Consider the following 22,960-nt stretch of genomic DNA (forward strand, 5'->3'; position numbering starts at 1 on the left):
ATCGAAAAAAGGCTCAGGCCGACGGCGGTTGCAGCCAGCGGCTGAACAGGCGGGTGACGCGGGGCATGAACACGTAGACCACCAGCAGCACGATGGTCGCGGTGATCAGCACGTTGGCCGGCACCCGACCGCCCAGCCACGGCACCCGGCGGAACAGCGGCTGGAACAGCATCGGCACCAGAAACGACAGCGGCAGGATCACCATGAAGGTCACGCAGGCCTGCTTCCAGCGCGGTGGCGGCGAGGCACCGGCTTCCACCGGGGTGAACCAGAACTCGCGGTCGGCGTTGATTTCGGTCTGGTCGCCGTCGGCAAGCATCGGCCGGGCGATTTCCACCAGGCTGCGGCGGTCTTCGGAGTCGAGCCAGGTCTGCAGTTGCTCGGTGCTGGCGAAACGCAGGACGCTGGTGAACTGCGCCAGGCCCTGGCGATGGCCGCGCATCACGTCGATGCCCAGGTGCCCGGGGTAGCTGCGCGCCTTGGCGATGATCCCGCGCAGCCATTCTTCATAGGCCTGATCCTGGCCCTTCCTGACCGTGTGCCGCACCAACAGGGTGACCACGCCGTCCGACAGATCGATTTCCATCACTCACTCTCCAGGCCCGATGAAGACCTTCAACGGTAGCTCAACAACGTCAGGCCGGACGCGCAGTTCGCGCCCGGCCCGAGGCTTACTTGACCTGACGCTGCGGCGCCTTGTGCACCATGGTGTAGGCGTAGTCGACGCCCATCCCGTAAGCACCGCTGTGCTCGAGCACCAGGCCCATCACCGCGTCGTAGGTTTCCTTGTGCGCCCAGTCGCGCTGGTATTCGAGCAACACTTGCTGCCAGGTCACCGGCACCGCACCGGCCTGGATCATGCGCTGCACCGACATGTCGTGGGCTTCCTTGCTGGTACCGCCCGAGGCGTCGGTGACGATGTACACCTCGTAGCCTTCAGCCAGGGCTTCGAGGGCCGGGAAGTTCAAGCACACCTCGGTCCACAGCGCCGCCATGATCAGCTTCTTGCGCCCGGTGGCCTTCACCGCTTCCACCAGCTTCTTGTCTTCCCAGGAGTTCATCGAGGTGCGCTCGATCGGCTGCTGCTCAGGGAACACGTTCAACAATTCCGGCCAGATGTAGCCGCTGAAGCTTTCGGTTTCCACCGAGGTGAGGATGGTCGGCACATTGAAAATCTTCGCTGCCTTGGCCAGGGCCACGGTGTTGTTCTTCAAGGTCTGACGATCGATCGATTGCACGCCGAACGCCATTTGTGGCTGGTGGTCGATCAGGATCAGGGTGGAGTTGGTTGGGTTGAGCAGTTCACGAATAGACATGGCGCGTTCCTTTTGATGTCGGTGATGGGCATTGCGTGCTGCGGTGTGCAGCGCGTCTGGAGGCCAATTTAGCGACTAGTCATTACGGGAACAATTCCCTAGAATCCGGATTCATTGTTTCGAAATCAGGGACAGTCGTGGACCGCGTCGATTGCATGCGGGCGTTTGTCGCCACCGTCGGGGAAAACGGCTTCGCCGCTGCCGCCCGGCTGATGGGCGTGCCACGCTCGAAAGTGAGTAAACAGATTCAGGCGCTGGAAGAGGCCATCGGTGTGCAACTACTGCAGCGCACCACCCGCAACCTGCACCTGACCGAAGCCGGGGCCGAGTACTACGAAGCGGCGCGGGAAGTGATCGCGGCGGTGGACGAGGCCGAGCAGCGGGCGCGCAGTGGCAGCGGCGAGCTGCGCGGGGTGCTGCGGGTCAATGCGCCGATGTCGTTTGGTCTGCGCCGGCTCGGGCGGCTGATTCCGCAGTTCCATGCGCAGCACCCGAACATCGAACTGCAACTGGTGCTCAGCGACCAGCAGGTCGACCCGGTGCGCGGCGGCTTCGATGTGACCATCCGCATCGCCAGCCTGGCGGATTCGTCGCTGGTCGCCCGTCTGCTGGCCCCTGCCCCACGGATCCTGGTGGCCTCGCCCGGCTACCTGGCGCGGGCCGGCACGCCGCGTTCACCCAAGGAACTCAGCGCGCACCAGTGCCTGAACTACGGCTACCTGCAGAGCGGCGTCAGCCTGCAATTGAGCAACGGCAAGGAGACCCAGCGCGTGCACGTCACCGGGCCGTTGCACGCGAACAACGGCGACTTGTTGGCGCAGGCCGCCGAAGCCGGCATGGGCATCGCCCTGCTGCCCGATTTCATTGTCGAGGAGGCGCTGTGCGCGGGCCGCCTGGTGCCGGTGATGTGCGAGTGGCAGGCGCCGCCCATCAGCATCCACGCGGTCTATCCGTCGGCACGCCGGGTGCCGCAGAAGACCCGCGCCTTTATCGACTTCATGGTCGCGGCGCTGGCGCTTACGGCTTGTCCTGGAAGCGTGCCCGATAACGCCCCGGGCTCTCACCCGTCCACTTCTTGAAGGCGCGGTGAAAGGCGCTGGGTTCCTGAAAGCCGATCTGCTCGGCAATCGCCGTGACGCTGGCCTGGGTCCGGCGCAGTTGCTCGATGGCCACGGCGCGCCGCACTTCGTCCTTGATCTCCTGGAATGAACAGCCCTCGCGCTCGAGCTTGCGCCGCACGGTGCTGGGGCTCAGGTGCTGCTCGCTGGCAAAGGCTTCGAGGGTCGGCCACTGGCTGTAATGGGTGTGGCGCAGGCGCTGGTGGACCTGGGCGGCGAGGCCGTGCTGGTTGCGGAAGCGGATCACCAGCCATTGCGGGGCGCTGCGCAGAAAGGCTTTTAACGAGGCCAGGTCCTGGGTCACCGGCAGTTGCAGGTAGCGGCTGTCGAACTCGATTTCGGTGCGCTGGGCACCGAACGTCAGGTTGGCGCCCCAGAGCAAGGCGTCGTCACTCAGGGACAGGCGCTCATGTTGAAAGTCGGCGCGGTCGATGGGGATCCGCCGCCCGCCGAGCCAGCACAAGAGGCTGATCATCAACACCAGGAAGGTTTCTTCACCATAACGCGCCAGCTCATCGTTCTGCGCTTCGGTCTGCAGGCTGATCACCGCGCGTTTGCCGCGCACCGTCAGGTTGCCGCGAAAATCCCGCAGGAACAGCGCGAAGTTGGCCAGGCATTGGCGCAGGGCTTTTTCCAGGTTGGTTTCCTGGATCAGCGCGCGGCAGATCAGGGCAAAGCTGCCGGGGGGCATACCGTGGGAATCGAGGCCGAAGAACTCGTCGTCCAGCTCGCGGATCTGCGCCAGCCACAGGGCGGCGAACGCCTGGGCCGGCACCCGCGCCGCCGGCTGTTGCAACAGCGCCGGATCGATGCCCACGTCTTCGAGGATCGCCTGCAGGCGCTGCGGATCCGTGCGCAGGGCATGGATCATCGGGTACACGAAGTACACCGCTACCGAATCGCTTTCGCGCATCTGCTCCCCATCTTCCGAATATGGCAAAAAACGCCAGCATTTTTGCGCGGTTGCGGCATAGGCGAAGCGTCGCGGCAAACCCTAGACTCGACGCCATCACTTGCAGTGACCGCTTGGTGTGCCTGCAACTTCAACCGACATCAGCGCGGCGCCGACCATAGTACGTGAGCGACGCGCGTCCCACGAGACCCAGGGGTTTTCCATGAAGCATTCCGATATTTTTGTCCTCAGCGCCGTGCGTTCCGCGATTGGCGGTTTTGGCGGCTCGCTCAAGGACGTGGCACCGATCGACCTGGGCACCACCGTCGCCCGCGCCGCCATCGAGCGCTCGGGACTGGCCCCGGAAAAGATCGGCCACACCGTGATGGGCCACGTGATCCCGACCGAAACCCGCGACGCCTACCTGTCCCGCGTGATCTCGATGAACGCCGGCCTGCCGAAAGAAACCCCAGCCTTCAACGTCAACCGTCTGTGCGGCTCCGGCCTGCAGGCGATTGTCAGCGCCGCCCAGAGCCTGATGCTCGGTGATGCCGACGCGGCCCTGGCCGGTGGTGTCGAGTCCATGAGCCGTGGTGCCTACCTGCTGCCGCAAGCCCGCTGGGGTGCGCGCATGGGCAACATCCAGGGCATCGACTACATGCTCGGCGCCCTGCACGACCCGTTCGCCAACATCCACATGGGCATCACTGCGGAAAACATCGCTGAACACTTCGGCATCACCCGCGAAGCCCAGGACGCCCTGGCCCTGCAAAGCCAGCAACGTGCCGTGCGCGCCATCGCCGAAGGCCGTTTCGACAGCCAGATCGTGCCGATCGAAGTGCCGACCCGCAAAGGCCCGGTGTCCTTCGCCACCGATGAGCACGTGCGTGAAGACGCCAGCACCGAGCAACTGCAGCGCATGAAGCCGGCATTCAAGAAAGACGGCAGCGTCACCGCCGGCAACGCCTCGGGCCTCAACGATGGCGCTGGTGCACTGGTCCTGGCCACCGGCAAGCTGGTGGAAGAGCAAGGTCTGAAGCCGATGGCGCGGATCGTCGGTTACGCCCACGCCGGTGTCGACCCGGCGATGATGGGCCTGGGTCCGATCCCGGCCACCCGCCTGGTACTGGAGCGCGCCGGCCTGACCGTCGCCGACCTGGACGTGATCGAGTCCAACGAAGCCTTCGCCGCCCAGGCGTGCGCCGTGGCTCAGGAACTGGGCTTCGATCCGGAGAAGGTCAACCCTAACGGTTCCGGCATTTCCCTGGGCCACCCGGTGGGCGCCACCGGCGCGATCATCGCCACCAAAGCCATCCACGAACTGCACCGCGTGCAGGGCCGTTACGCCCTGGCAACCATGTGCATCGGCGGCGGCCAAGGCATCGCCGTGCTGTTCGAGCGCGTGTGAGCAAGGACCTGACCATGAATCTGCAGAATATTGGCGTCATCGGCGCCGGCACCATGGGCAACGGCATCGCGCAGGTGTGCGCGGTGGCCGGCTTCAACGTGACCCTGATCGACATCGCCGAGAGTGCCTTGCAAAAGGCCCTGGCGACGGTCGGCAAAAACCTTGATCGCCAGGTCGCCAAGGGCACCCTGAGTGAAGAACAGAAACTGGCGGCGCTCGACAAGATCGCCACCAGCACCGACTACGCCAGCCTGCACGGCGTGCAACTGGTGATCGAGGCGGCCACCGAGAACCTCGACCTCAAGCTGCGTTTGCTGCAACAGGCGGCGGCTCAGGTCAGCACTGATTGCGTGATTGCTTCGAATACCTCGTCGCTGTCGATCACTCAGTTGGCGGCCAGTGTCAGCCATCCCGAGCGCTTCATCGGCCTGCATTTCTTCAATCCGGTGCCGGTGATGGCGCTGATCGAAGTGATTCGTGGCCTGCAAACCAGCGACGCGACTCACGCCCTGGCCCTGGCCATGGCCGAACGCCTGGGCAAGACCGCGATTACGGCGGGCAACCGTCCGGGCTTCGTGGTCAACCGCATCCTCGTGCCGATGATCAACGAAGCGGTGCTGGTGCTGCAGGAAGGCCTGGCCAGCGCCGAGGACATCGACGCCGGCATGCGCCTGGGCTGCAACCAGCCGATCGGCCCGCTGGCGTTGGCCGATCTGATTGGCCTCGATACCCTGCTGGCGATCATGCAAGCCTTCTACGACGGCTTCAACGACAGCAAATACCGCCCCGCGCCGTTGCTCAAGGAAATGGTCGCGGCGGGTTATCTGGGTCGCAAGACCGGGCGCGGCTTCCATGCCTACGACTGAGCGCTGCTCGCGCTTCGCGGACAGCCGCGACAAAGCCCTGGAGCTGTTCGCCAGCAAGGGCTTTGGCCAGGTCGGCATGCGTGAGCTGGCAGCGTACCTGGGGCTGACCCCAGGTTCGCTGTATCACCATTACCCGAGCAAACAGCACCTGCTGCTGGATTTGATCGAAGAATTCTACGAAGAACTGCTGGCCACTTTGGCCCGCATTGAACGGCGGCGCTCCCTCGACCGCCTGCAACCGCTGATCCAGGCGCACCTCAAACTGCACCAGGACATGCCCTGGCATTTCCGTCTGGTGGAGCGCGACAGCAGTTGCCTGAATGAAGAGCAACAGGCGCAGGTTCGCCAGTTGCAGTTGGGTTACGAGCAACGCCTGATCCGCGTGCTGTGCCCCGTCTCGTCTTTGCGTGAGCCTGCCTTGCAAGCCGCCGGCCACGCCATCGCCAGCCTCCTCAACAACGCCCCCGGCTGGCTGCAACACCACCCCCTGCCCCCGCGCGAACGCGAGCGGCTGCTGCACAGCCTGCTGGCGGGCGCGATCGAACGGCTGCTGGCCGACAACGCGCCATTGCAGGTGCATGTGGCCTAAGGTCGCCGCCGCCCAGCGGTCCCCTGTAGGAGCGAGCTTGCTCGCGAAGAGGCCGGTAGATCCAGCACATGTTTCGCCTGACTCACCGCATCGCGAGCAGGCTCGCTCCTACAGTTCCGATCGCGATCGAACACAAATCCTGTGTTAACCATCAATCCCTGTGGGACCGAGCCTGCTCGGGAAGAGGCCGGCACATCCGGCATATGCTTCGCCTGACACATCGCAATCGCGAGCAGCGGAACGCCGCCCGAGCTGCTCCCACAGTTTGGGTCGCGGTCGGACGCCCGGCTGGTGCACAATCAGCCACCCCCCCACGAGGCCCGGCGATGCTGATCGACGAAGAACTGTCCCTGAAGAAACTTGAGGTGTTTCTGGTCTATATGCGCACCGGCAATCTGGCGCGCGCCGCGGCGGAACTGGAGACCAGCAACGTCAGCGTGCACCGTGCCATCCATTCGCTGGAAAGTGCCCTGCGCTGTCCGCTGTTCAAGCATGAAGGGCGCAACCTGACGCCACTGGAAAGCGCCTACGTGCTCGAGGAGCGCGCGCAGAAGCTGATTGGTGATGTGGTCGAAACCGTGCGCCTGACCCGCGAAGCCGCCGGCTTCTCGGCCGAGCGCTTCAAGCTCGGCTCGCTGTATTCACTGACGGTCAAGACCGTGCCGCAGTTGATCATGGGCCTCAAGCTGCGCCGCAGCGAACTCAATATCGACCTGATCCTTGGCTCCAACTTCGACCTCTTGTACAAGCTCAAGAACATGGAAGTCGATGCGATCCTGGTGTCACTGGACGACAGCGTCAACGACCCGGACTGCGCGCAGATCCAGCTGTTTTCCGATGACATATTCCTCGCCACGCCGATCAACTCGCGGTTTGCCCAGCGCACCGAAGTCGACCTCGCCGAGGTCCGCGACGAGACCTTTATCACCCTGACCCAAGGCTTCGCCACTCACCAGGACAGCAACCGCGTGTTCAAGCAGGCCGGGTTCGAGCCGAAGGTGGCGATGCAGGTCAACGACATCTTTACCCTGCTGAGCATGGTCAGTTCCGAGGTGGGTTACGCCCTGCTGCCAGGGCGCATTGCGGCGGTCTACGAAAACCGGGTCAAGCTGATCCCGCTGCAGGCGCGCTACCGCCTGCAGCAGCACATTGGCGTGGTGTTCCTCAAGGCCAAGGAGCGCGATCCGAACCTGCTGGCGCTGTTGGCCGAATGCCGGATGTACGCCAACCGGCATGGGTGAAACCGCTTAGCCCACCAGCGCGCGGACGATGAAGTACAACAACGATGGCCCCAGCAGGCAGCCCAGGCCGGTGTGGAAGGTGGCGGTCAGCGCACCGTAAGGCACCAGGCGCCGATCGGTGGCGGCCAACCCTGCGGTCACGCCGCTGACGGTGCCGGCCAGTCCACCGAAAACCATCGCCGAACGCGGGTTGTCCAGGCCCATCCAACGCGCCGCCATGGGCGTGCAGACCATCACCAGAATCGCCTTGATCAGGCCAGTGGCAATCGACAGCGCAACCACGTCGGAACTGGCACCAATCGCCGCGCCAGTCACCGGCCCGACGATGTAGGTCACCGCGCCCGCGCCGATGGTGGTCATGCTCACCGCATCGCGATAGCCGAACAGCCAGGCGATGCAGGCCCCGACAATGAACGGCAGTACGGTGCCCAGCAGCAAGGCGACGACGCCGATCATGCCGGCCTTGCGCGCTTCCGTGGCCTGCACCTCAAACGCCGTGGCGACGATGGCAAAATCGCGGAGCATCGCCCCTCCCATCAGGCCGATCCCGGAGAACAACGTCAGGTCCGCCAGGCCTTTCTGCCCACCGGTCATGGTGCCGCCGACCCAGGCCAGCACCAGGCCAATCACGATGGCAATCGCCGAGCCATGGATCCGCCCGAAGGTCAGGCGCTTGGACAGAACCACTGAAATCCACATGATCACGCCGACAAACGCGAAGGCGGTGACCAGACCGTTATGCTCCAGACCTTTCTCGATGATGTCCCACATATCAGCGCGCTCCATTCGGGGTGGCAGTCAGGTCGCTCGGCAGAGCCGGCAACGGTTCACCCTTGTGGGTGCGACTGATCAGGGCAATGGTGCCGCCACACAGCAGCACCGAGCCGATGGCCGCGAGGACCGCCACCGGGCCACCGTGCAACGCGGTGACCACATTCTGTTGCGCGGCCATGGCCACCACCACCGGGATGTACATCGCGCCCCAGAAGCCAACGCCCATTTCGCATTCGTGGCTCAGGCCGCCACGCTTGTGCATCCACAACCGGGCGCAGATCAACAGGATCATCGCGATCCCCACCCCGCCGACGTTGGATTTCACCCCCAGCAACACCCCCAGCAGGTCACCCACTATTACCCCTGCCAGCGTACAGATCGCCAATAGCGCCACACCGTAGATAATCATCGTCGTCTTCCTCGAAATGCATCGTTGTCTGTTGTTTTTGTTGTTCGAAGCCTTGCATCGCGGTCTAGGAGTGGCGGCTTCCCTCCTCTCGCAACAGCGCTTGCAGGGTGTCCAGGCGTGCGCCGGCAAACGCCATCACACTGCCCTGGGCGAACACCCGTCGCGCCAGCCCGGTCAGTACCGCACCGGGCGGCAGTTCAATCTGCAGGCGCACGCCGCGCTCATAGGCGCCCTGCACCGTGCCGCGCCAGTCGACGACCCGGCACATGTTGAACGCCAGGTCATCGCGCAGCGCCTCGACCGAACGGATCGGCCGCGCGCGGCTGCCACTCAGATAGGCCAGGCGCGGCAGGCGCATGTCCACCAGAGCGAACGCCTCGGCCAGTGCCTGTGCCGGCTGCGCCAGCAACGGGCAGTGCGACGGCACGCTGACCGCCAGACGCTTGGCCAGACCCGCGCCCTGCTCCCGGGCCAACTCGGCCACCGCCTGCATGGCCACATCACTGCCGGCGACTACGCACTGGTTGTCGGCATTGATGTTGGCCAGGTACACCGGCGTCGCTTCGCTGTGGACCTGGGCCAGCAAGCCTTCGACGGTAGCCAGTTGCAGACCGATGATCGCCGTCATGCCATAGCCGTGCGGATAGGCCTGCTGCATCAACTCGCCACGCAGGCTGACCAGTTTCAGCGCATCGGCAAAGCCCAGCGCCCCCGCCACCACCGCCGCCGGATACGCACCGATGGACAGGCCCGCCACGTAGTCGACCGCCAGTTCCTCTTGCAACAACTGCCGCGAGGCGGCGACGCCCGCAATCAACAAACACAACTGCACTGCCCGAGTCGATTGCAGGGCCTGCGGCGAATCAAGCTGCAGCACATCCTCGCCGAGCAAGGCACTGGCCTCCTCCAGGGTATCCGCCGGCAAGCCGTGGAGCATGCCCGGCTGCTGCGCGCCCTGGCCGGGAAACACCAGCAGGCTGCTCACGCTACACACTCCAGTGGCTGCCACGGATCACTGACCAGGCAGGCCTGACGGGCGTTCTTCAGCAGCACGCGACTGGACGGGCCCGCCCACTCGGCCAGCGCCACGGCGCCTTGGGGCGTCTGCAATTGCAGATCGACCCGGCACTCGACCGCTTCAAGTTGCTGCAACAGGGCCCGCGCCAGATCCCGGTCCAGCGGTTCAGGCGTGCGCAGAATCAGATCCAGGTCGCTGTGCACATGCAGCGCCCACAGGCCCGTGGCCAATTCAAAGCCGGCGCTGCCACCGACGCCCCAGATCAACCCACTGTCATCGAGCAGCCCGCGTACCTGCGCCAGCGCCCTGAGGGCAGGCAGATCACGCGCACACTCAACGTGGCACAACTGCTCCGGTCGTACGCAGCGGCTGATCGACTCGACCGCCATGAAACAGGCGTAGCGCTGCTCGCGCAGTGATCCACGCACGCCAACCGCCACCTGCCCCGCTGCCGCCAGTGCGCGGCGCACCACCACTGGCTGGCCCTCGGTCAGCACCGCACGCGCCCACGCTGGCGCATCCGCAGGCAACTGCGCCGGCCTCATGCCCCAGAGCAGGTCGTGGGCCAGCACGGCGCTCACCATTGCTCGCGCAACAGTTGGCGGACCCGGCTCGAGGCGGCGCGATTGCTCGCCCCCAACCGTCCGTGCAAATCCGTGCCGCTGCGGGCGACATCGGCAATCGCCTGAGCCAGGCAGTGACGCACCCGTGCCAGATCGTCCTCGCTCGGCTGTTCGATGCGCTCCACCGACAGGGTCTCCCAAAGCAGGCCGAGGCTGGCATAGCTGTCGATGTCATAGGCCATCGGCGGCACGCTGGCAGCCAGCGCTTCCAGCTCTTCGACACTGCGCAGGGTGACCCGCGCCGCCGACGCCTTGCCCATGGCATGCACCATCACCCCCGGATCACGCAGGGCGATCAAGCGATTGGCCTGATAACCGTGGGCCAGGAACGCGCCGGACATGGCCTTGCCCACCAGCAAGGCGATCACTGGGTGGCCGGCCAGACGTGCCCGGGCGTAACTGTCGGCCGCAGCGGCCAGCGCCTGATGGATACCCAGGGCTTCCTCGCGGCGACCGTAGGCCTGGCTGGGCACATCGACAATGGCGATAATCGCGCGCTTGTCTGGCTTGCCCTGGTCGGCCTCGATCGCCTCATCCACGGCCTTGGCCAAGCCCCAGCCTTCAAGCAGGCCGACCTCGCCCTGGCGCGCGCGGACAAAGCGGTTGTCAGGGTCGGCGACCACGGCAATCCAGCGCACCGGTTGCTCCGCCACCTGACCTTCAGCGACCCGCAGCGATGCCGGCAAGCCTTGCACCCCTTCGCCACCGGCGCTCAAGGCGTTGAACCAGTTCAAGCCCCGCAGGGAATAAGCACTCATGACCGCTCTCCTTGATACAGCGCGCGCACCGTTGCCGGCTCGATTTGTGGACCCGCGTCCAGGCTCGCCAGGCGCTGCAGGTACCAGGCGCTCTGGCGGCTACGCGGTTGCGCCGGTAAACCTTGTTGCAGCAGCGCTTCGACCTGATCGCGAATCTGCGCCACGTCGTCCGCCACATAAGCGTCCACCAGGCCGCTGGCAAAACGTTGCTCGCCACCGGTCAGGCTCCAGATGAAAGGCCGATCGCGGGAGTCGTATTCCGCAAGTCCGGCTTCCTGTTCGATCACCTGCGGGCCGTTGAGGCCGAGACGGGCCTCGCGGGTCACCAGCAGGTAACTGCACAACCCCGCGGCAATCGACATGCCGCCAAAACAGCCGACACTGCCCGCCACCACCCCCACCACCGGCTGGTACTGACGCAGCTCGACAATCGCCGCGTGAATATCGGCAATCGCCGCCAGCCCGAGGTTGGCTTCCTGCAGCCGTACGCCGCCGGTTTCCAGCAGCAGCACGGCACGGGTGGCGATGCCGTTGCGGTTATCCTCGGCGGCCAGCTCCAGCGCCCCGGCAATCTTCGCCCCGCCGACTTCACCGAGGCTACCGCCCTGGAACGCGCCTTCGATGGCCGCGATCACCACCGGCAAACCACCAATGCTGCCCTTGGCGATCACCACCCCGTCATCGGCTTGCGGCACCACGCCCTGACGCTCCAGCCAGGGCGACATGACACGCTGGAACGGGTCGATCACTTCGCGAAAACTGCCAGCGTCGAGCAAGGCCTTGGCACGTTGCCGGGCACCCAGTTCGACAAAACTGTGCTGGTTCAACAAAGCTTGGGTATCAGTCATGGCCGAGCTCCTCGAAACCCTGCTCCAGGCGCAGGCGCACCACGCCGGGGGTGGCGCCGAAATCATGAATGTCGATGGCCATCGCCGCAGGCACCTGGCCCTCGAACATCCGCGCAAACAGGTGCTGCCAGCGTTGCTCGCTGCCATTCACCGAGGTCTGCACACGAATACTCAAGGTGCCCGGTTGGCCTGGTTCGATCAGCACTTCCAGGTCGCCGGAGCCGACACAGCCGACCAACGCCCGGCCCCGTGGCGGTTGCCCGGCGGCAAATTCAAAGGACAAGGTTTGCATCACAACACTCCCTGATTGAGGCCGCCCGATTCGACGCGGTCGATGAACAGGCAGGCTGCGAGCAAGTCCGCAGCACCACCGGGCGAGGCATTCAATGCGATTAGTTGGTGGTCCAGCTCGTGCAACAGCCGGCGCCCGGCCAGGCTGGCACTGCCGCCAGCGTCGAGCACGGCTTGCGCGCCGCGTTGCATGGTCAACAGGCCCTGGGTGCCGGCGCGATACAGCACGCAGGTGTCGTCCAGCTGGCTCATGATCGCCAGCAAGGCATCCAGTCGTGCGTTCTGCTCGCCATGGCCGGCGGCGCGGCTGCGTTGCAGTTGTGGCAGCGCGCGCTGGGTCACTGCCGGGAAGCCCTGTTGCGCTTCTTCCCGGGCACCGCGCACGCCATAGCGCAGGGCCACTTGCGCACCATGACTCAATGGCCGTGGCGCATACCGATCCTCGAGCAAGGCCAGGCGTGCGGCGCGCAGGGTCAAGGCGCCGGCACTCAAGCGTTGCGGATCGAGAGCCGCGGCGGCGACCAGCAGGCCCAGGGCCCAGATGCCGCCACGGTGCGTATTGACCCCGGCGGTGGTGGTCAGCATCGCTTGCTCACCGTCGCGGCCGATGCGCCCCAGGGCTTCGCGCAACGGCAGGTCGATGCGTCCGAGGTCGAGGGCGGCGTCGGCCATGGACTTGAACGCCGGCCACAGTGACAACGCCGAAGCGTGCATCAGGCCCAGGTGCAGATCGCTGTGGGCGCCATTGCCGCGCCGGTCCACCAGCGCCGGCTTGGGCGACAGGTCGGCCTCGTCGATCAGCGCGTCCACCGCCAGGTCAGCCAGTTGCTGGGCCAGGCACAATGCTTGAGGTTGCAGATTGAATGCGTGCATTACCAGCTCCTGAATTTGCCGGGCGGGTTGTACAGACCGCCGGACCACTGCACCAGGTCGGCGACGCTTTTCGCCGCCAGCAGTTCGCGGCTGGCATCGGTGCGGCGGATACCGAGGTCTTCGGGCCAGGCGATCAAGCCTTCGCGGCGCATCCGCGCGGTGTCCTTGGGGTTGTGGCGCAAGCCGATGGCGGTGACCCCGGCCACGGCGGCAATCATCGCCTGCCGCTCTTCGAGGGAGCGCGCCTTGTACAGGTAGGCGATGCCTTCTTCGGTCAGCAGGTGGGTGACGTCGTCGCCGTAGATCATGATCGGCGCCAGGGGCATGCCGCTTTTCTTCGCCACCTCGACCGCGTCCAGGGTCTCGACGAAGGTCGGTTTGCCGCCCTCCTGGAACGTCTCGACCATCTGCACCACCAGTTTCTTGCCACGTTCGAGCAGGGCTTCAGGGCCGTCGCCGTGTCGCATGTCGAGCCACGCCGGGGTGCCGTGGCGCCGGCCGCGCGGGTCGTGGCCCATGTTCGGCGCGCCACCGAAACCAGCCAGGCGGCCGCGGGTCACGGTGGAGGAATGGCCGTCGCTGTCGACCTGCAAGGTAGCGCCGATAAACAGGTCGACGGCGTATTGCCCGGCCAATTGGCAGACCATCCGGTTGGAGCGCAGCGAGCCGTCGCGACCGGTGAAAAACACATCAGGACGGGCTGCGATGTAGTGTTCCATGCCCAGTTCGGTGCCGAAGCAATGCACGCTTTCGACCCAGCCGCTTTCAATCGCCGGGATCAGTGTCGGGTGCGGATTGAGCGTCCAGTTGCGGCAGATCTTGCCTTTGAGGCCGAGGGATTCGCCGTAGGTCGGCAGGATCAGTTCGATGGCGGCGGTGTTGAAGCCGATGCCGTGGTTGAGCGATTGCACCTTGTGTTTTTCATAGATGCCGCGAATCGCCATCATCGCCATCAGCACGTGCACCGGCTTGATGTGCCGGGGGTCGCGGGTGAACAAGGGTTCGATGTAGAACGGCTTATCGGCGACCACCACGAAGTCCACCCAGGAGGCCGGAATATCAACCCGCGGCAACTCGCTGACATCGTCCACCAGCTGGTTGACCTGGACAATCACGATGCCGTCGCTGAACGCGGCCGGTTCGATCAGCGCCGGAGTGTCTTCGGTGCTCGGGCCGGTGTAGATATTGCCGGCGCGGTCGGCCATGAAACCGGCCGAAAGCACGACGTTGGGAATCAGGTCCACCACCAGCCGCGCATAGAGTTCGATGTAGGTGTGGATCGCGCCGATTTCCAGCAGGCCGTCTTCGAGCAACTGGCTGATGCGCAGGCTCTGGGTGCCGGCGAAGGAGAAGTCGAGCTTGCGGGCGATGCCACGTTCGAACAGGTCCAGGTGCTCGGCGCGGCCGACGCTGGGCATGATCATGTGCAGGTCATGCAGGATCGCCGGATCGGCCTTGGCCAGGGAGCGCGAAAGAAAATCCGCCTGCTTCTGGTTATTGCCTTCGAGCACCACGCGGTCGCCCGGCAGGATCAACGCCTGCAGGGCGGCGACGATGTTGTCGGTGGGCAACACCACACCGTCGGCCAGGCCACGCACCTGCTCGAGCCGTCGCAGCTTTTCGCTGCGTCGGCGCGTCCAGCGCGAGTCGGGGGATATTGTTGTTGTCATGCTCACTCCACGGGGTTCGCTGTCGTGGAGCCACATTAGGAGCAAGGGGTGAAGGCATCAATCAAGGTCAACGGTGAATCGTTACGGTAGGCGTAACACTTTCAAACCAGAGGGTTCCACCCTTGGCCGCCGGCGAACACAAATTCTGTGTTCCCCACCAATCCCTGTGGGACCAGCCCGGGCGGCGTTCCGCTGCTCGGGAAGAGGCCGGCACATTCGGCACATGCAACGCCTGACACACCGCCTTCGCGACGGTGCGACAATTCGACAGGCTCGCTCCTACAGTTTTGATCGCTTTCTACCTCTCAATACTTGATATCCCGCGCCTGTTCGCGTCCCTGCTGCTTGGTCTGGCGCTTGTCCTGGCGGCATTGCGGGTTGTTTTTCTGGTCGGCGGCGCGGCAGTCGTGCTTGGTCTGGCGTGCGTCCTGGCGTGTCTCCTGGCGCACCTCACGCGCGGCGCGGCGTTGTTGGCCCTGCTCGGTGGCCCAGGCGAGCTGGGTCGAGAGCATGATCACAATCGCCGCCATCACTGTTGAAATCCGTAGCTTGGACATGAGTGGTTCTCCCGTGACTCAGGCACCGGGCGTCGGTGCCGTTAAAAGGTTGGCGTTGCAGCGCGAGGGTTATCCACTATTTTAGCTCGCATCCTGTTGCTCAAAAGCAATTGCCCCTTGATTGACCTGCAACCTGTCCAGCAGAAACTCCAGCGACGGCGTCGGCCCGCCAAAGCTGTGGGCGCAACGGTGCTCGTCCCAGGGCATGGCGTCGGCGCTGCAGAAGTCGCCGATACAACTCATCTCCAGCGCACTGTCGAGCAGTCCCAGGGGAACCCAGACATAGGGCGATTCGCGCAGCGGATTGGGCACGGTGGAGCCACATTGGCCGCAGAAGTCATTGCGATAACCACTGGGCTTTTGCCAACTGCGGATCAACTCATGCCCCTGCACCCAGTGAAAGTCCTCCGCCCTGACCAGGGTCGCCAGGTTATGCCCGACCCCAGTCTGCAAACGGCACAGGCTGCAATGGCAGCGATAGAAAAAGCGTGGCTGGACCTTGAGGGAAAAGCGCACGGATGTGCACAGACAGTGTCCTGTTGTCATGGGTTAGCTCCTTTGAGTGCTGGGTTGAAAGGTCATCGTGCGGTCAGTTCAGCCGCCAGCACCTGCAGCAAGGCACTGACCCTGGGCAAGGCCTGGCGACGCTTGATCCAGGCCAGATGGATCGGCATGCCTTCGCTGGCGAGGTGCGGCAGGACTTCGACCAAGGTACCGTCGGCCAGTTGCTGCTGGATCAGCCACGAGGGTAGCTGGGCGATGCCGCTGCCGGCCAGTGCGGCCATCAGCAAGGCTTCGCCATTGCCCACCACCAGACGCGCCGGCACGTGGCGGCGCAGGGCTGCTCCGGCGGAGTTGCCGGCAAACGACCACGGACTGACCGTACCGTCCACCCAGCCATAGGCAATGCACTGGTGCTGTTGCAGATCGTCCTCGGTCAACGGCGTGCCACGCCGGGCCAGATAGCCGGGAGCCGCACACAACACATGCCATTCATGCCCGAGGAAGCGCTGCCCTACCGTGTCCGGCCAGGTGTCCGCACCGCCGATGCGCACCAGCACATCCACGCCCTCCTGGAACGGCTCGATAAAACCCTCGGAAAACGTGATGTGCGGGATCAACCCCGGATGTTCCTCGGCCCAACGCAGGAGGATCGGCAGCACCCGCGCCCGGCCGAACGCCCCCGGCAGATCGATGCGCACCCGGCCCCGAGGCTCGCTGGCCTCGGCCTGCAGCGCCAGTTCAGCCTCTTCCAGATCGGCCAGCACGCTGGTGCAGGTGCGATAAAACGCGATTCCAGCATCGGTCAGGGCCAGGCGTCGGGTGGTGCGTTCGAACAGCCGCGCCCCCAGACGACTCTCCAGGCGCGCAATGCTTTTACTGATGGCCGAGCCGGTGAGGTGCATTTTCTCTGCGGCCGCCTTGAAACTGCCAGCCTGGGCCACACAGACGAACACATCGATCCCTTTCAGGCGCTCGGAGGAAAACATCGGCATTGATGAACTCAGTTCAGTTTGTTGAGTAAAAATCATCATAAATCAGAAGCTGATTCAGCAGTAAGCTGGTACGCCATCAACCTGTACCCAAGAGGCACGGATGCTCGCCACGCTGAAACACTATCCCCGGGCGATGAACCTGCTACTGACCGCCAGCACCGTGCTGACCCTCGCCCGGGCAATCACCCTGCCCTATCTGGTGATCTACCTGTCGGGCAGCTTCGGCCTGAGCGTGGCCGAGATCGGCCTGGTGGTCGGCAGCACGCTGATCATCGGCTCGCTACTGAGCCTGTACGGCGGCTTCCTGCTGGACAAGCTGGCCAACTTCTGGCTGATCCTGGTCTTCAGCGCCCTGTACGCCACGGGCTTTCTCGGCACCTTTCTTGCCAGCGAACTGTGGCTGTTCTACCTGTGCCTGGTGGCGATCAACCTGGCCTACGCGGTGATCGATATCGCGGTCAAATCCGGCTTTGGCAACCTGCTGCCAGTGGCTGAGCGCAGCGAAGCGTTCTCCATCAAGTACACCTTGACCAACGTCGGTTATGCGGTCGGGCCGTTTCTCGGCGCCGGCCTGGCACAGTTGGATATCAGCCTGCCGTTCCTGCTGTCGGCCGGGTTGAGCGCCGGGTTTACCCTGGCGTACTGGTGCTGGGGCGAGCGCGGCCTGAGCAACCTCAAGGCACACACGCAGCCCGCGCCGTTCCTGGCCGTGGGCAAACTCCTGCTGCGCGACCAGCGGCTGGTCTGCTTCACACTCGGCGGCCTACTCTGCGCCGTGGTCTTCGGCCAGTTCACCGCCTGGCTCTCGCAGTACCTGGTGACCACCACCACGCCCGAGAACACCTACCGGGTGATCAGCAGCATCGTCGCCACCAATGCGACGCTGGTGATCTGCCTGCAATACAGCATCGGCCGGCGCATCAGCCAGCGTCACCTGAACCGGTGGCTGGCCACGGGCCTGGGCCTGTTCATCCTCGGCCTGATCGGCTTCGCCCTGGCCGACAGCCTGCTGGTCTGGGTGATCGCCATGGCGGTGTTCACCCTCGGCGAAATCATCGTGTTCCCCGCCGAATACATGTTCATCGACAACATCGCCCCCCACCACCTGCGCGGCATGTACTACGCCGCGCAAAACCTCGGCAACCTCGGCGCGGCGCTGGGGCCGGTGCTGTGCGGGTTGGTATTGGCATCGCTGCCGGCGCATTCGATCTTTGTGATGCTGGTGCTGTTCGTGGTGGTCGGCGGCGGGTTTTACTGGCTGGGAGGATCGCTGGCGGCAGGTCAAAAAGCTGAGTGAGCCATCATCACCATGGCCTGGCGGAAGATGCGCAGGCCACAGTTCGATGCGTTTCTAACCGGCGCTGATGTTGCCGCAGAACAGTGGCCGGCTACCGTCGGCCGGGCTGCTGCGCACCAGCAAGGCGTAGTCACCCTTGGCCAGTTCGCTGAGCGCCACCGGCGCCTGGGCCCAGTAACGCGTGCGCGGGGCCATCGACGGGTAGTCGACGCTGTCGGTCTGCTGGGTGCGGTAGGCCGGCTGCGCGGCCAGGTGCTGGCAATTGCCGGCGTAGAGGGCGGTGTCGATGCGACTGGGCAGCGCCAGGTCGTGCGGCACGCCGCCAAGGTTCAGCTGGATGCTGGTTTGATTGCCCACCGGACTGAGGGTGGCGCGAGCGATATGCTCGGGATTTTGCGCGGTAGCCTCGAGGGGTACATCGACAATCTCAGATCGATTCGCACAACCTGAAAGAGTCCCTGCGATCACCACCAACGCCAGCCAAGATGTTCTGCTCATCACAGATCTCCTGATTCAGGTGCGTTGATTTCATCCCCCCTCTCAAGTCTAGTGGCCCGTTGCAGGCGCGAAAATTAGCGGATGTGCGGTCGTTTATTGTGGCGCATCGACCTACTGTAGGAGCGAGCTTGCTCGCGAAGAACGTCAACGATGACGCGCGCATCCTGAATCCACGTGGTGCCCTCAGGTTTTTCGCGAGCAAGCTCGCTCCTACAGTGTGGGTTGACGTACAAGTTCTCAACGCAACCCCGGCCACCCACTGAAACTCGGAATCGCCACCACGCACTGGCTGTATTGCTTGCACAAACGGATGTTGGTCGGCTCGGTTGGGGCCACCAGCGCGGCGACCAGGATCAGCAGCAGAATCGTCAAGGGAACAGAATAAGCAACATGATTTCTTGTTTTCATTGTCAGTGCTCTCTTATGTGGCAGGCCAGCGGCTCCTTCCCATCGAGCCCCCGGCGGGCAGTGATTGCCGCCGACCGGGGTGGTCCTTCAGTGATCAGCGTTCGTCGACCGTGATGAACTCGCGGCGCTCGGCCATGCTCGCCGGCACCTGGTCCTCGTCGGTGAAGAACTGCTCGTACCATTCGCGCAGCTGGTAGACCGGGCCGTCGGTCTCGGCCAGCACCGGCTTGTCGATGCGGATCTTGTGTTTCCAGATCACCACGTCCTGGTAGAACGAATCGCGGTTGCCCATGACATAGGCCCGCGCCACTTCCTGGTTCTGCTCCTCGGTCCAGCCCGGAATGCGCTTGACCATGCACCCGAAGCGCAGGTCGAAGCTGTTGGGCGTCACCGGCACGTGGCTGTTGAGCAGGATCGCGTGGATGCGCACGTCGCCGAACATCGAGCTGATGTGGGTGAAGTGGGTGGCCGGGCCGTAATAGGCCGACGGCGCGATCAGGTCGCCACCGAGGCGCTCGGAGTCGCCGTGGAAGATCTGGTGGCCGATGTGGCCTTCGAAGATGTTGGCGAAATACTTGGTCGGCGTGCCGTGAACCGGGCCGAAGTGCTGGGCGTCCACCAGGTTGTCGACCAACTCGCGGGGGTTGGTTTCGATGTGCATGGTGTCGATGTTCCAGTCGTGAATCCAGTCCGGGTCATCCATTTCCGGCAGGTTCGGAATGATCACGCCGTCTTTCGGCGGACGGCCTTCCGGGTTGTTCCAGACGAACAGCAGGTTGTTCTCCACGCAGGTCAGCCAGCTGCGGGTCTTGGCCTTGGGCGGAATGCGCTTGCAGTACGGGATTTCCACGCACTTGCCGCCGCCGTCGTACTTCCAGTGGTGGAACGGACACACCAGGCGATCGTTCTCGACGGTGCCCTGGGACAGGTCGGCGCCCATGTGCGGGCAGTAGGCATCGAGCACGCTGATGTGGCCCTGGCTGTCGGCAAAGGCCACCAGGCGGGTGCCGAACACTTCCAGGGTGTGGGGCTTGCCGTCCCGGTAGTCGGCGGCGTTGCCCAGGCAGTGCCAGCCGCGCGCGTAACGGTGGGTACGCTGCGCGGTCTCGATGTTCAGTTCAGCGAGTTTGGTCATTGTTATTGTTTCCTCGATTGCAGGCGTCGGGGCGTGCAGTACCCCTATGAAAATCAGGGTGATCCCATGGCAAACATGATTGAGCAGCCGCGCAAGGGCGACATCGTTCAATTGGACTAGGTCAAACGCGAGCCACTCGCAACAGGCGCCCGGCTCGCAAGCAGGCGCCCTGCCCCGGGCTTACTGGCCGAAACGCCGCGCGGCTTCCGGACCGAAATCCTTGGGACTGAACCCCGGCTTGTTCAACTGGTAGCCGTTGCGCTGCTCGTTGATCAGGTTGAACGCCAGGTAGCTGCCGGCGTTGAGGTCGTAGTACAGGCCGACGCCGGCCTGCGGGCGCTGGGTTTCGTAGGCATAGAAGAAGTTCAGTTGCGAGGTGCGCCACAGCTCGCCACGGTTGTCGTAGTTGTCGGCGAGCATCGGGAACCAGGTGTCTTCGTCGATGTACAACTTGCGCTTGCCATACAGGTGGCGATAACCCGGCTTGAGGGTACCTTCCAGCTCCCAGACCCGATGCCGCTCGAAGCGCAGCGCATCCGGGTTGATGTGACCGGGGGTCAGCAGGTCGGCGTACTTGAGGTTGGCCGAGTGCAGGCGATAGGTGTTGTAGGGGATGTACATCTCGCGCTTGCCGACGATCTTCCAGTCGTAGCGTTGCCCGGAACCGTTGAACAACCGCACCTCGTCGACGGTAAGCGAACCGCCGCTGCCCGGGAACGACATGTCGAAGCCGTAGCCCGGCGACTGGCGCACTCGCCGCGTGCCCGGATCGTAGCGCCAGGCCTGGCGCGGCTCGGTCTTGTCGTTCCAGAACTCGGTGCCGGTGTTGATCTCGCCCTTGTCCCGCTGCGGCAGCAGGGTCTCGTTGAGGTAGAACGACGAGTTGCCGGTGGTCTCGCCAATCTTGCCTGGCTCCAGCCCCGGCGCGAGGTTGCGCGAATGCACGCGGCCCCAGTTGATGTTGCCGTCCTTGAGCACATAGGCGTTGTCGGAAACGTACTCTTCGGTCCAGGCGCGCAGGGTGAAGGTCGAGGCGTTTTTCAGCAGCTCCAGGCCGCTGCGCGGAACCGGAAACGCGGTGCCGCCGGTCTTGCCGACGACACCTTCGCCGTCATCCACCAGCCGCGCCACCTTGGCATTTTCGCGGGTGGCCTGGCACACCGAATCCGCAAAGCGGAAATCGCGATGGCTCGGATAGACCGGCATCTTGTAAGTGCTCGGGTACAGCTTGAACAGGGCTTTTTGGCCATCGGACAGCTGTTCGGCGTACTGCGCCATGTTCTGCGCGGTGATCACGAACAGCGGCTTTTCTTCCGGGTACGGGTCCACCGGGTGGTTGCCGGTGCCCTTGAAGTCGACGTGGGGCGGTACGCCCAGCCATTTGCCGCTGAACGCCGGGATGCTGCCGTCGGCATTGCCGGCTTTTTCCGCACCGACGCAGGTCAGGTCCTGGCCCAGGCGCGCGACGTCCTCGGGTGCAGCAAAAGCGGGAGCGACAAGCGTGCATCCCAGAAGTAGTGCCAGGGCCCGGCCCGGGGACTGATAACTGCCGATCATTGTTGTTCTCCTTTTCCAGGTTCGACATGGGTTGCCCAGTATCGACAGGCCAGGAGCCCGGCAGCATCGTCCGCACGGACTAACGCATTTTCACCTCAGCCTTGCGCCACCGCAGCTTGCGGCGCGCCCAGCGCCACCACACTGTTGAGCATGATCCGCACCAGCTCCGTCTGGCGCCGCACCCCGGTCTTGGAAAAGATCGAACGCAGGTGCGCACGGGCGGTGTTGCGGCGGATGTTCAGGGTCTCCGAGGCTTCCTCCAGCGACAGGCCGTTGGCCAATTCCAGGGCCAGCGCGGTTTCTGCCGGGGTCAGGTTGTACAGCTGCGAGGTCAGGCCGGCGCTGACCAGCGACTTGCCCACCGCATCACGCACGTACACCACCACCGTGGGTTTGCCGTGACCTTCGAGCAGCTCCTGGGACGGGATCAACTCCACCACCACCCCCAGGTTGACCTGCCCCGAAGGCCGGGAAATCGAGGTCGCCTCGGCCACCTGCACGCCCTTGCCCACGCCCTGCTTCGCCCGTTGGAAGGCGTTGCGCACCAGGCGCGACAACTCGCGATTGTCGCTGGGGTAAGTCGCCTCGAGGCGCCCACCGACAATCTTCAGGCCGTCCTGGCTGTCGAGAATCTCCCGCGCCACCGGATTGAGCTGGACCACGGTGCCGTTTTCATCGAGGACGATGGTCGCCACCGCGAGGCGGTTGATGGTCTGTGAATAGAGGCTGCCCAGCGACTCGCTGCGATCGAGCAAGGCATGCATATGCAGGGCCCGGCGCAGATGCGGCAAGAGCATCGCGCACATCGCCCGCTCGGAGTCGCCGAAGCGTGGATGACTCTCCGGGCGGTTGATCCGAAAGCGCACGGTGCCGCCGTCCGGCATGCGGATATCGGCGCCGAGCATGTGAAAACAATCGTAGGGTTCGCAGTACAGCAGGTAAAACGCCGAACGCCGCCATTCCGCGTCGCTGATCAGTTGGTCGACGGTGAACACCGAGTCGGTGTGCAGGCCGTCGAACAGGCTGGATTTGGCGTAGTAGGCATAGTGGTTGATGCCACCCTCCCCTGACTCGACATCACCGGCAACGATCATCGGCGACAGCAATGGCTCGTCCTGCACCCGCAGGATCAGGGTGACGAAATTGGCCTTGAACAGTGCGCGGATCTGGCGCAACGAGTCGCCCAGGCGCCGGGTATCCATCGCCGAATCGTAGATGTTGCCGATGATCCGCTCGTACTCCGCCAGCTCCAGGCCCATTTGCGTGAGGACCTCGGCATTGGCCAGACAACTTTGCATAACCCTTCCCCAGCAGCGGG

General features: G+C 64.3%; 26 protein-coding genes and 1 pseudogene. 7 read left to right on the forward strand and 20 right to left on the reverse strand.

Annotated elements, in window-relative coordinates; translation table 11 throughout:
• Positions 1–13: 13 nt before the first annotated feature.
• Together ACZYR5_RS25150 and ACZYR5_RS25155 are read right to left on the reverse strand one after the other, a co-directional pair.
• A complete protein-coding gene (locus tag ACZYR5_RS25150; RefSeq protein WP_489092107.1) occupies positions 14–586 on the reverse strand; it encodes an antibiotic biosynthesis monooxygenase in 573 nt (190 codons plus the stop codon).
• Positions 587–671: 85 nt separating this feature from the next.
• On the reverse strand, positions 672–1,316 hold the full coding sequence (locus tag ACZYR5_RS25155) for a hydrolase (RefSeq protein WP_489092108.1): 645 nt from the start codon (positions 1,314–1,316) through the stop codon (positions 672–674).
• Between the two features lie 137 nt (positions 1,317–1,453).
• Between ACZYR5_RS25155 and ACZYR5_RS25160 the strand changes: the two genes are divergently transcribed.
• The gene (locus ACZYR5_RS25160; RefSeq protein ID WP_489092109.1) at positions 1,454–2,395 is read left to right on the forward strand and encodes a LysR family transcriptional regulator; all 942 of its coding nucleotides are present in this window, start codon (positions 1,454–1,456) and stop codon (positions 2,393–2,395) included.
• Here ACZYR5_RS25160 and ACZYR5_RS25165 read toward each other — a convergent pair.
• Complete coding sequence (locus ACZYR5_RS25165) at positions 2,334–3,347, reverse strand: AraC family transcriptional regulator (RefSeq protein ID WP_489092110.1); 1,014 nt, start codon at positions 3,345–3,347, stop codon at positions 2,334–2,336. The two genes, ACZYR5_RS25160 and ACZYR5_RS25165, sit on opposite strands and share 62 nt — an antisense overlap.
• Before the next feature lie 202 nt (positions 3,348–3,549).
• Here ACZYR5_RS25165 and ACZYR5_RS25170 point away from each other — a divergent pair, with 202 nt between their 5' ends.
• The 4 genes from ACZYR5_RS25170 (at position 3,550) to ACZYR5_RS25185 (ending at position 7,430) form a co-directional block, all read left to right on the forward strand.
• Positions 3,550–4,734, forward strand: coding sequence for an acetyl-CoA C-acyltransferase family protein (locus tag ACZYR5_RS25170; protein ID WP_489092111.1), 1,185 nt, complete (start codon positions 3,550–3,552; stop codon positions 4,732–4,734).
• A gap of 14 nt (positions 4,735–4,748) precedes the next feature.
• On the forward strand, positions 4,749–5,600 hold the full coding sequence (locus ACZYR5_RS25175; protein ID WP_489092112.1) for a 3-hydroxybutyryl-CoA dehydrogenase: 852 nt from the start codon (positions 4,749–4,751) through the stop codon (positions 5,598–5,600).
• Positions 5,587–6,189 (forward strand): TetR/AcrR family transcriptional regulator, encoded by a 603-nt coding sequence (locus ACZYR5_RS25180; protein WP_489092113.1) that lies wholly within the window; start codon positions 5,587–5,589, stop codon positions 6,187–6,189. Before ACZYR5_RS25175 ends, ACZYR5_RS25180 begins: the two co-directional genes overlap by 14 nt.
• A 326-nt stretch (positions 6,190–6,515) precedes the next feature.
• Positions 6,516–7,430, forward strand: a complete 915-nt coding sequence (locus tag ACZYR5_RS25185; protein WP_489092114.1) for a LysR family transcriptional regulator — start codon at positions 6,516–6,518, stop codon at positions 7,428–7,430.
• Between the two features lie 6 nt (positions 7,431–7,436).
• On the opposite strand, the gene madM is transcribed toward ACZYR5_RS25185, so the two are convergent.
• The 12 genes from madM to ACZYR5_RS25245 all read right to left on the reverse strand — a co-directional run bounded on the left by madM (position 7,437) and on the right by ACZYR5_RS25245 (position 16,741).
• Positions 7,437–8,201, reverse strand: a complete 765-nt coding sequence (madM, locus tag ACZYR5_RS25190) for a malonate transporter subunit MadM (protein WP_027618378.1) — start codon at positions 8,199–8,201, stop codon at positions 7,437–7,439.
• A 1-nt stretch (position 8,202) separates the two neighbouring features.
• A complete protein-coding gene (gene madL, locus ACZYR5_RS25195; RefSeq protein ID WP_027618379.1) occupies positions 8,203–8,613 on the reverse strand; it encodes a malonate transporter subunit MadL in 411 nt (136 codons plus the stop codon).
• Between the two features lie 64 nt (positions 8,614–8,677).
• A complete protein-coding gene (mdcH, locus tag ACZYR5_RS25200) occupies positions 8,678–9,598 on the reverse strand; it encodes a malonate decarboxylase subunit epsilon (protein ID WP_489092115.1) in 921 nt (306 codons plus the stop codon).
• The gene (locus tag ACZYR5_RS25205) at positions 9,595–10,215 is read right to left on the reverse strand and encodes a malonate decarboxylase holo-ACP synthase (RefSeq protein WP_489092116.1); all 621 of its coding nucleotides are present in this window, start codon (positions 10,213–10,215) and stop codon (positions 9,595–9,597) included. Before ACZYR5_RS25205 ends, mdcH begins: the two co-directional genes overlap by 4 nt.
• Positions 10,209–11,012 carry a biotin-independent malonate decarboxylase subunit gamma gene (gene mdcE, locus ACZYR5_RS25210; RefSeq protein WP_489092117.1) on the reverse strand — a complete coding sequence of 268 codons (804 nt, stop codon included), beginning with the start codon at positions 11,010–11,012 and terminating at the stop codon, positions 10,209–10,211. The genes ACZYR5_RS25205 and mdcE overlap by 7 nt, the downstream gene beginning before the upstream one ends.
• Positions 11,009–11,860: a biotin-independent malonate decarboxylase subunit beta gene (locus ACZYR5_RS25215; RefSeq protein WP_489092118.1), complete on the reverse strand. Its 852-nt coding sequence runs from the start codon at positions 11,858–11,860 to the stop codon at positions 11,009–11,011. Before ACZYR5_RS25215 ends, mdcE begins: the two co-directional genes overlap by 4 nt.
• On the reverse strand, positions 11,853–12,152 hold the full coding sequence (locus ACZYR5_RS25220; RefSeq protein ID WP_489092119.1) for a malonate decarboxylase subunit delta: 300 nt from the start codon (positions 12,150–12,152) through the stop codon (positions 11,853–11,855). Before ACZYR5_RS25220 ends, ACZYR5_RS25215 begins: the two co-directional genes overlap by 8 nt.
• Positions 12,152–13,024 (reverse strand): triphosphoribosyl-dephospho-CoA synthase, encoded by an 873-nt coding sequence (locus ACZYR5_RS25225; RefSeq protein ID WP_489092120.1) that lies wholly within the window; start codon positions 13,022–13,024, stop codon positions 12,152–12,154. The genes ACZYR5_RS25220 and ACZYR5_RS25225 overlap by 1 nt, the downstream gene beginning before the upstream one ends.
• On the reverse strand, positions 13,024–14,694 hold the full coding sequence (gene mdcA / locus ACZYR5_RS25230) for a malonate decarboxylase subunit alpha (protein WP_489092121.1): 1,671 nt from the start codon (positions 14,692–14,694) through the stop codon (positions 13,024–13,026). The genes ACZYR5_RS25225 and mdcA overlap by 1 nt, the downstream gene beginning before the upstream one ends.
• A 305-nt stretch (positions 14,695–14,999) precedes the next feature.
• Positions 15,000–15,251 (reverse strand): hypothetical protein, encoded by a 252-nt coding sequence (locus tag ACZYR5_RS25235; protein WP_489092122.1) that lies wholly within the window; start codon positions 15,249–15,251, stop codon positions 15,000–15,002.
• 81 nt (positions 15,252–15,332) lie between these two features.
• Positions 15,333–15,797 carry a GFA family protein gene (locus tag ACZYR5_RS25240; protein WP_489092123.1) on the reverse strand — a complete coding sequence of 155 codons (465 nt, stop codon included), beginning with the start codon at positions 15,795–15,797 and terminating at the stop codon, positions 15,333–15,335.
• A 32-nt stretch (positions 15,798–15,829) separates the two neighbouring features.
• A complete protein-coding gene (locus ACZYR5_RS25245; protein ID WP_489092191.1) occupies positions 15,830–16,741 on the reverse strand; it encodes a LysR family transcriptional regulator in 912 nt (303 codons plus the stop codon).
• Positions 16,742–16,847: 106 nt separating this feature from the next.
• Between ACZYR5_RS25245 and ACZYR5_RS25250 the strand changes: the two genes are divergently transcribed.
• On the forward strand, positions 16,848–18,044 hold the full coding sequence (locus ACZYR5_RS25250; RefSeq protein WP_489092124.1) for an MFS transporter: 1,197 nt from the start codon (positions 16,848–16,850) through the stop codon (positions 18,042–18,044).
• Positions 18,045–18,098: 54 nt separating this feature from the next.
• Here ACZYR5_RS25250 and ACZYR5_RS25255 read toward each other — a convergent pair whose 3' ends face one another.
• Positions 18,099–18,542 (reverse strand): hypothetical protein, encoded by a 444-nt coding sequence (locus ACZYR5_RS25255; protein WP_489092125.1) that lies wholly within the window; start codon positions 18,540–18,542, stop codon positions 18,099–18,101.
• Between the two features lie 98 nt (positions 18,543–18,640).
• On the opposite strand from ACZYR5_RS25255, the pseudogene ACZYR5_RS25260 reads away from it, so the two are divergent.
• Positions 18,641–18,763: pseudogene (locus tag ACZYR5_RS25260) on the forward strand (outer membrane lipoprotein carrier protein LolA); the annotation flags it as partial.
• A gap of 16 nt (positions 18,764–18,779) precedes the next feature.
• Here ACZYR5_RS25260 and ACZYR5_RS25265 read toward each other — a convergent pair.
• From ACZYR5_RS25265 to ACZYR5_RS25280, 4 genes are all read right to left on the reverse strand, one after another.
• Complete coding sequence (locus ACZYR5_RS25265) at positions 18,780–18,950, reverse strand: hypothetical protein (RefSeq protein ID WP_489092194.1); 171 nt, start codon at positions 18,948–18,950, stop codon at positions 18,780–18,782.
• Positions 18,951–19,044: 94 nt separating this feature from the next.
• Positions 19,045–20,085, reverse strand: a complete 1,041-nt coding sequence (locus ACZYR5_RS25270; protein WP_489092126.1) for a 3-ketosteroid-9-alpha-monooxygenase, oxygenase component — start codon at positions 20,083–20,085, stop codon at positions 19,045–19,047.
• 180 nt (positions 20,086–20,265) lie between these two features.
• Positions 20,266–21,642 carry a DUF1329 domain-containing protein gene (locus tag ACZYR5_RS25275; protein ID WP_489092127.1) on the reverse strand — a complete coding sequence of 459 codons (1,377 nt, stop codon included), beginning with the start codon at positions 21,640–21,642 and terminating at the stop codon, positions 20,266–20,268.
• A gap of 95 nt (positions 21,643–21,737) precedes the next feature.
• Positions 21,738–22,940, reverse strand: a complete 1,203-nt coding sequence (locus ACZYR5_RS25280; RefSeq protein WP_489092128.1) for a helix-turn-helix transcriptional regulator — start codon at positions 22,938–22,940, stop codon at positions 21,738–21,740.
• Between the last annotated feature and the right edge of the window lie 20 nt (positions 22,941–22,960).

It is taken from the genome of Pseudomonas sp. F007, from assembly GCF_057814275.1.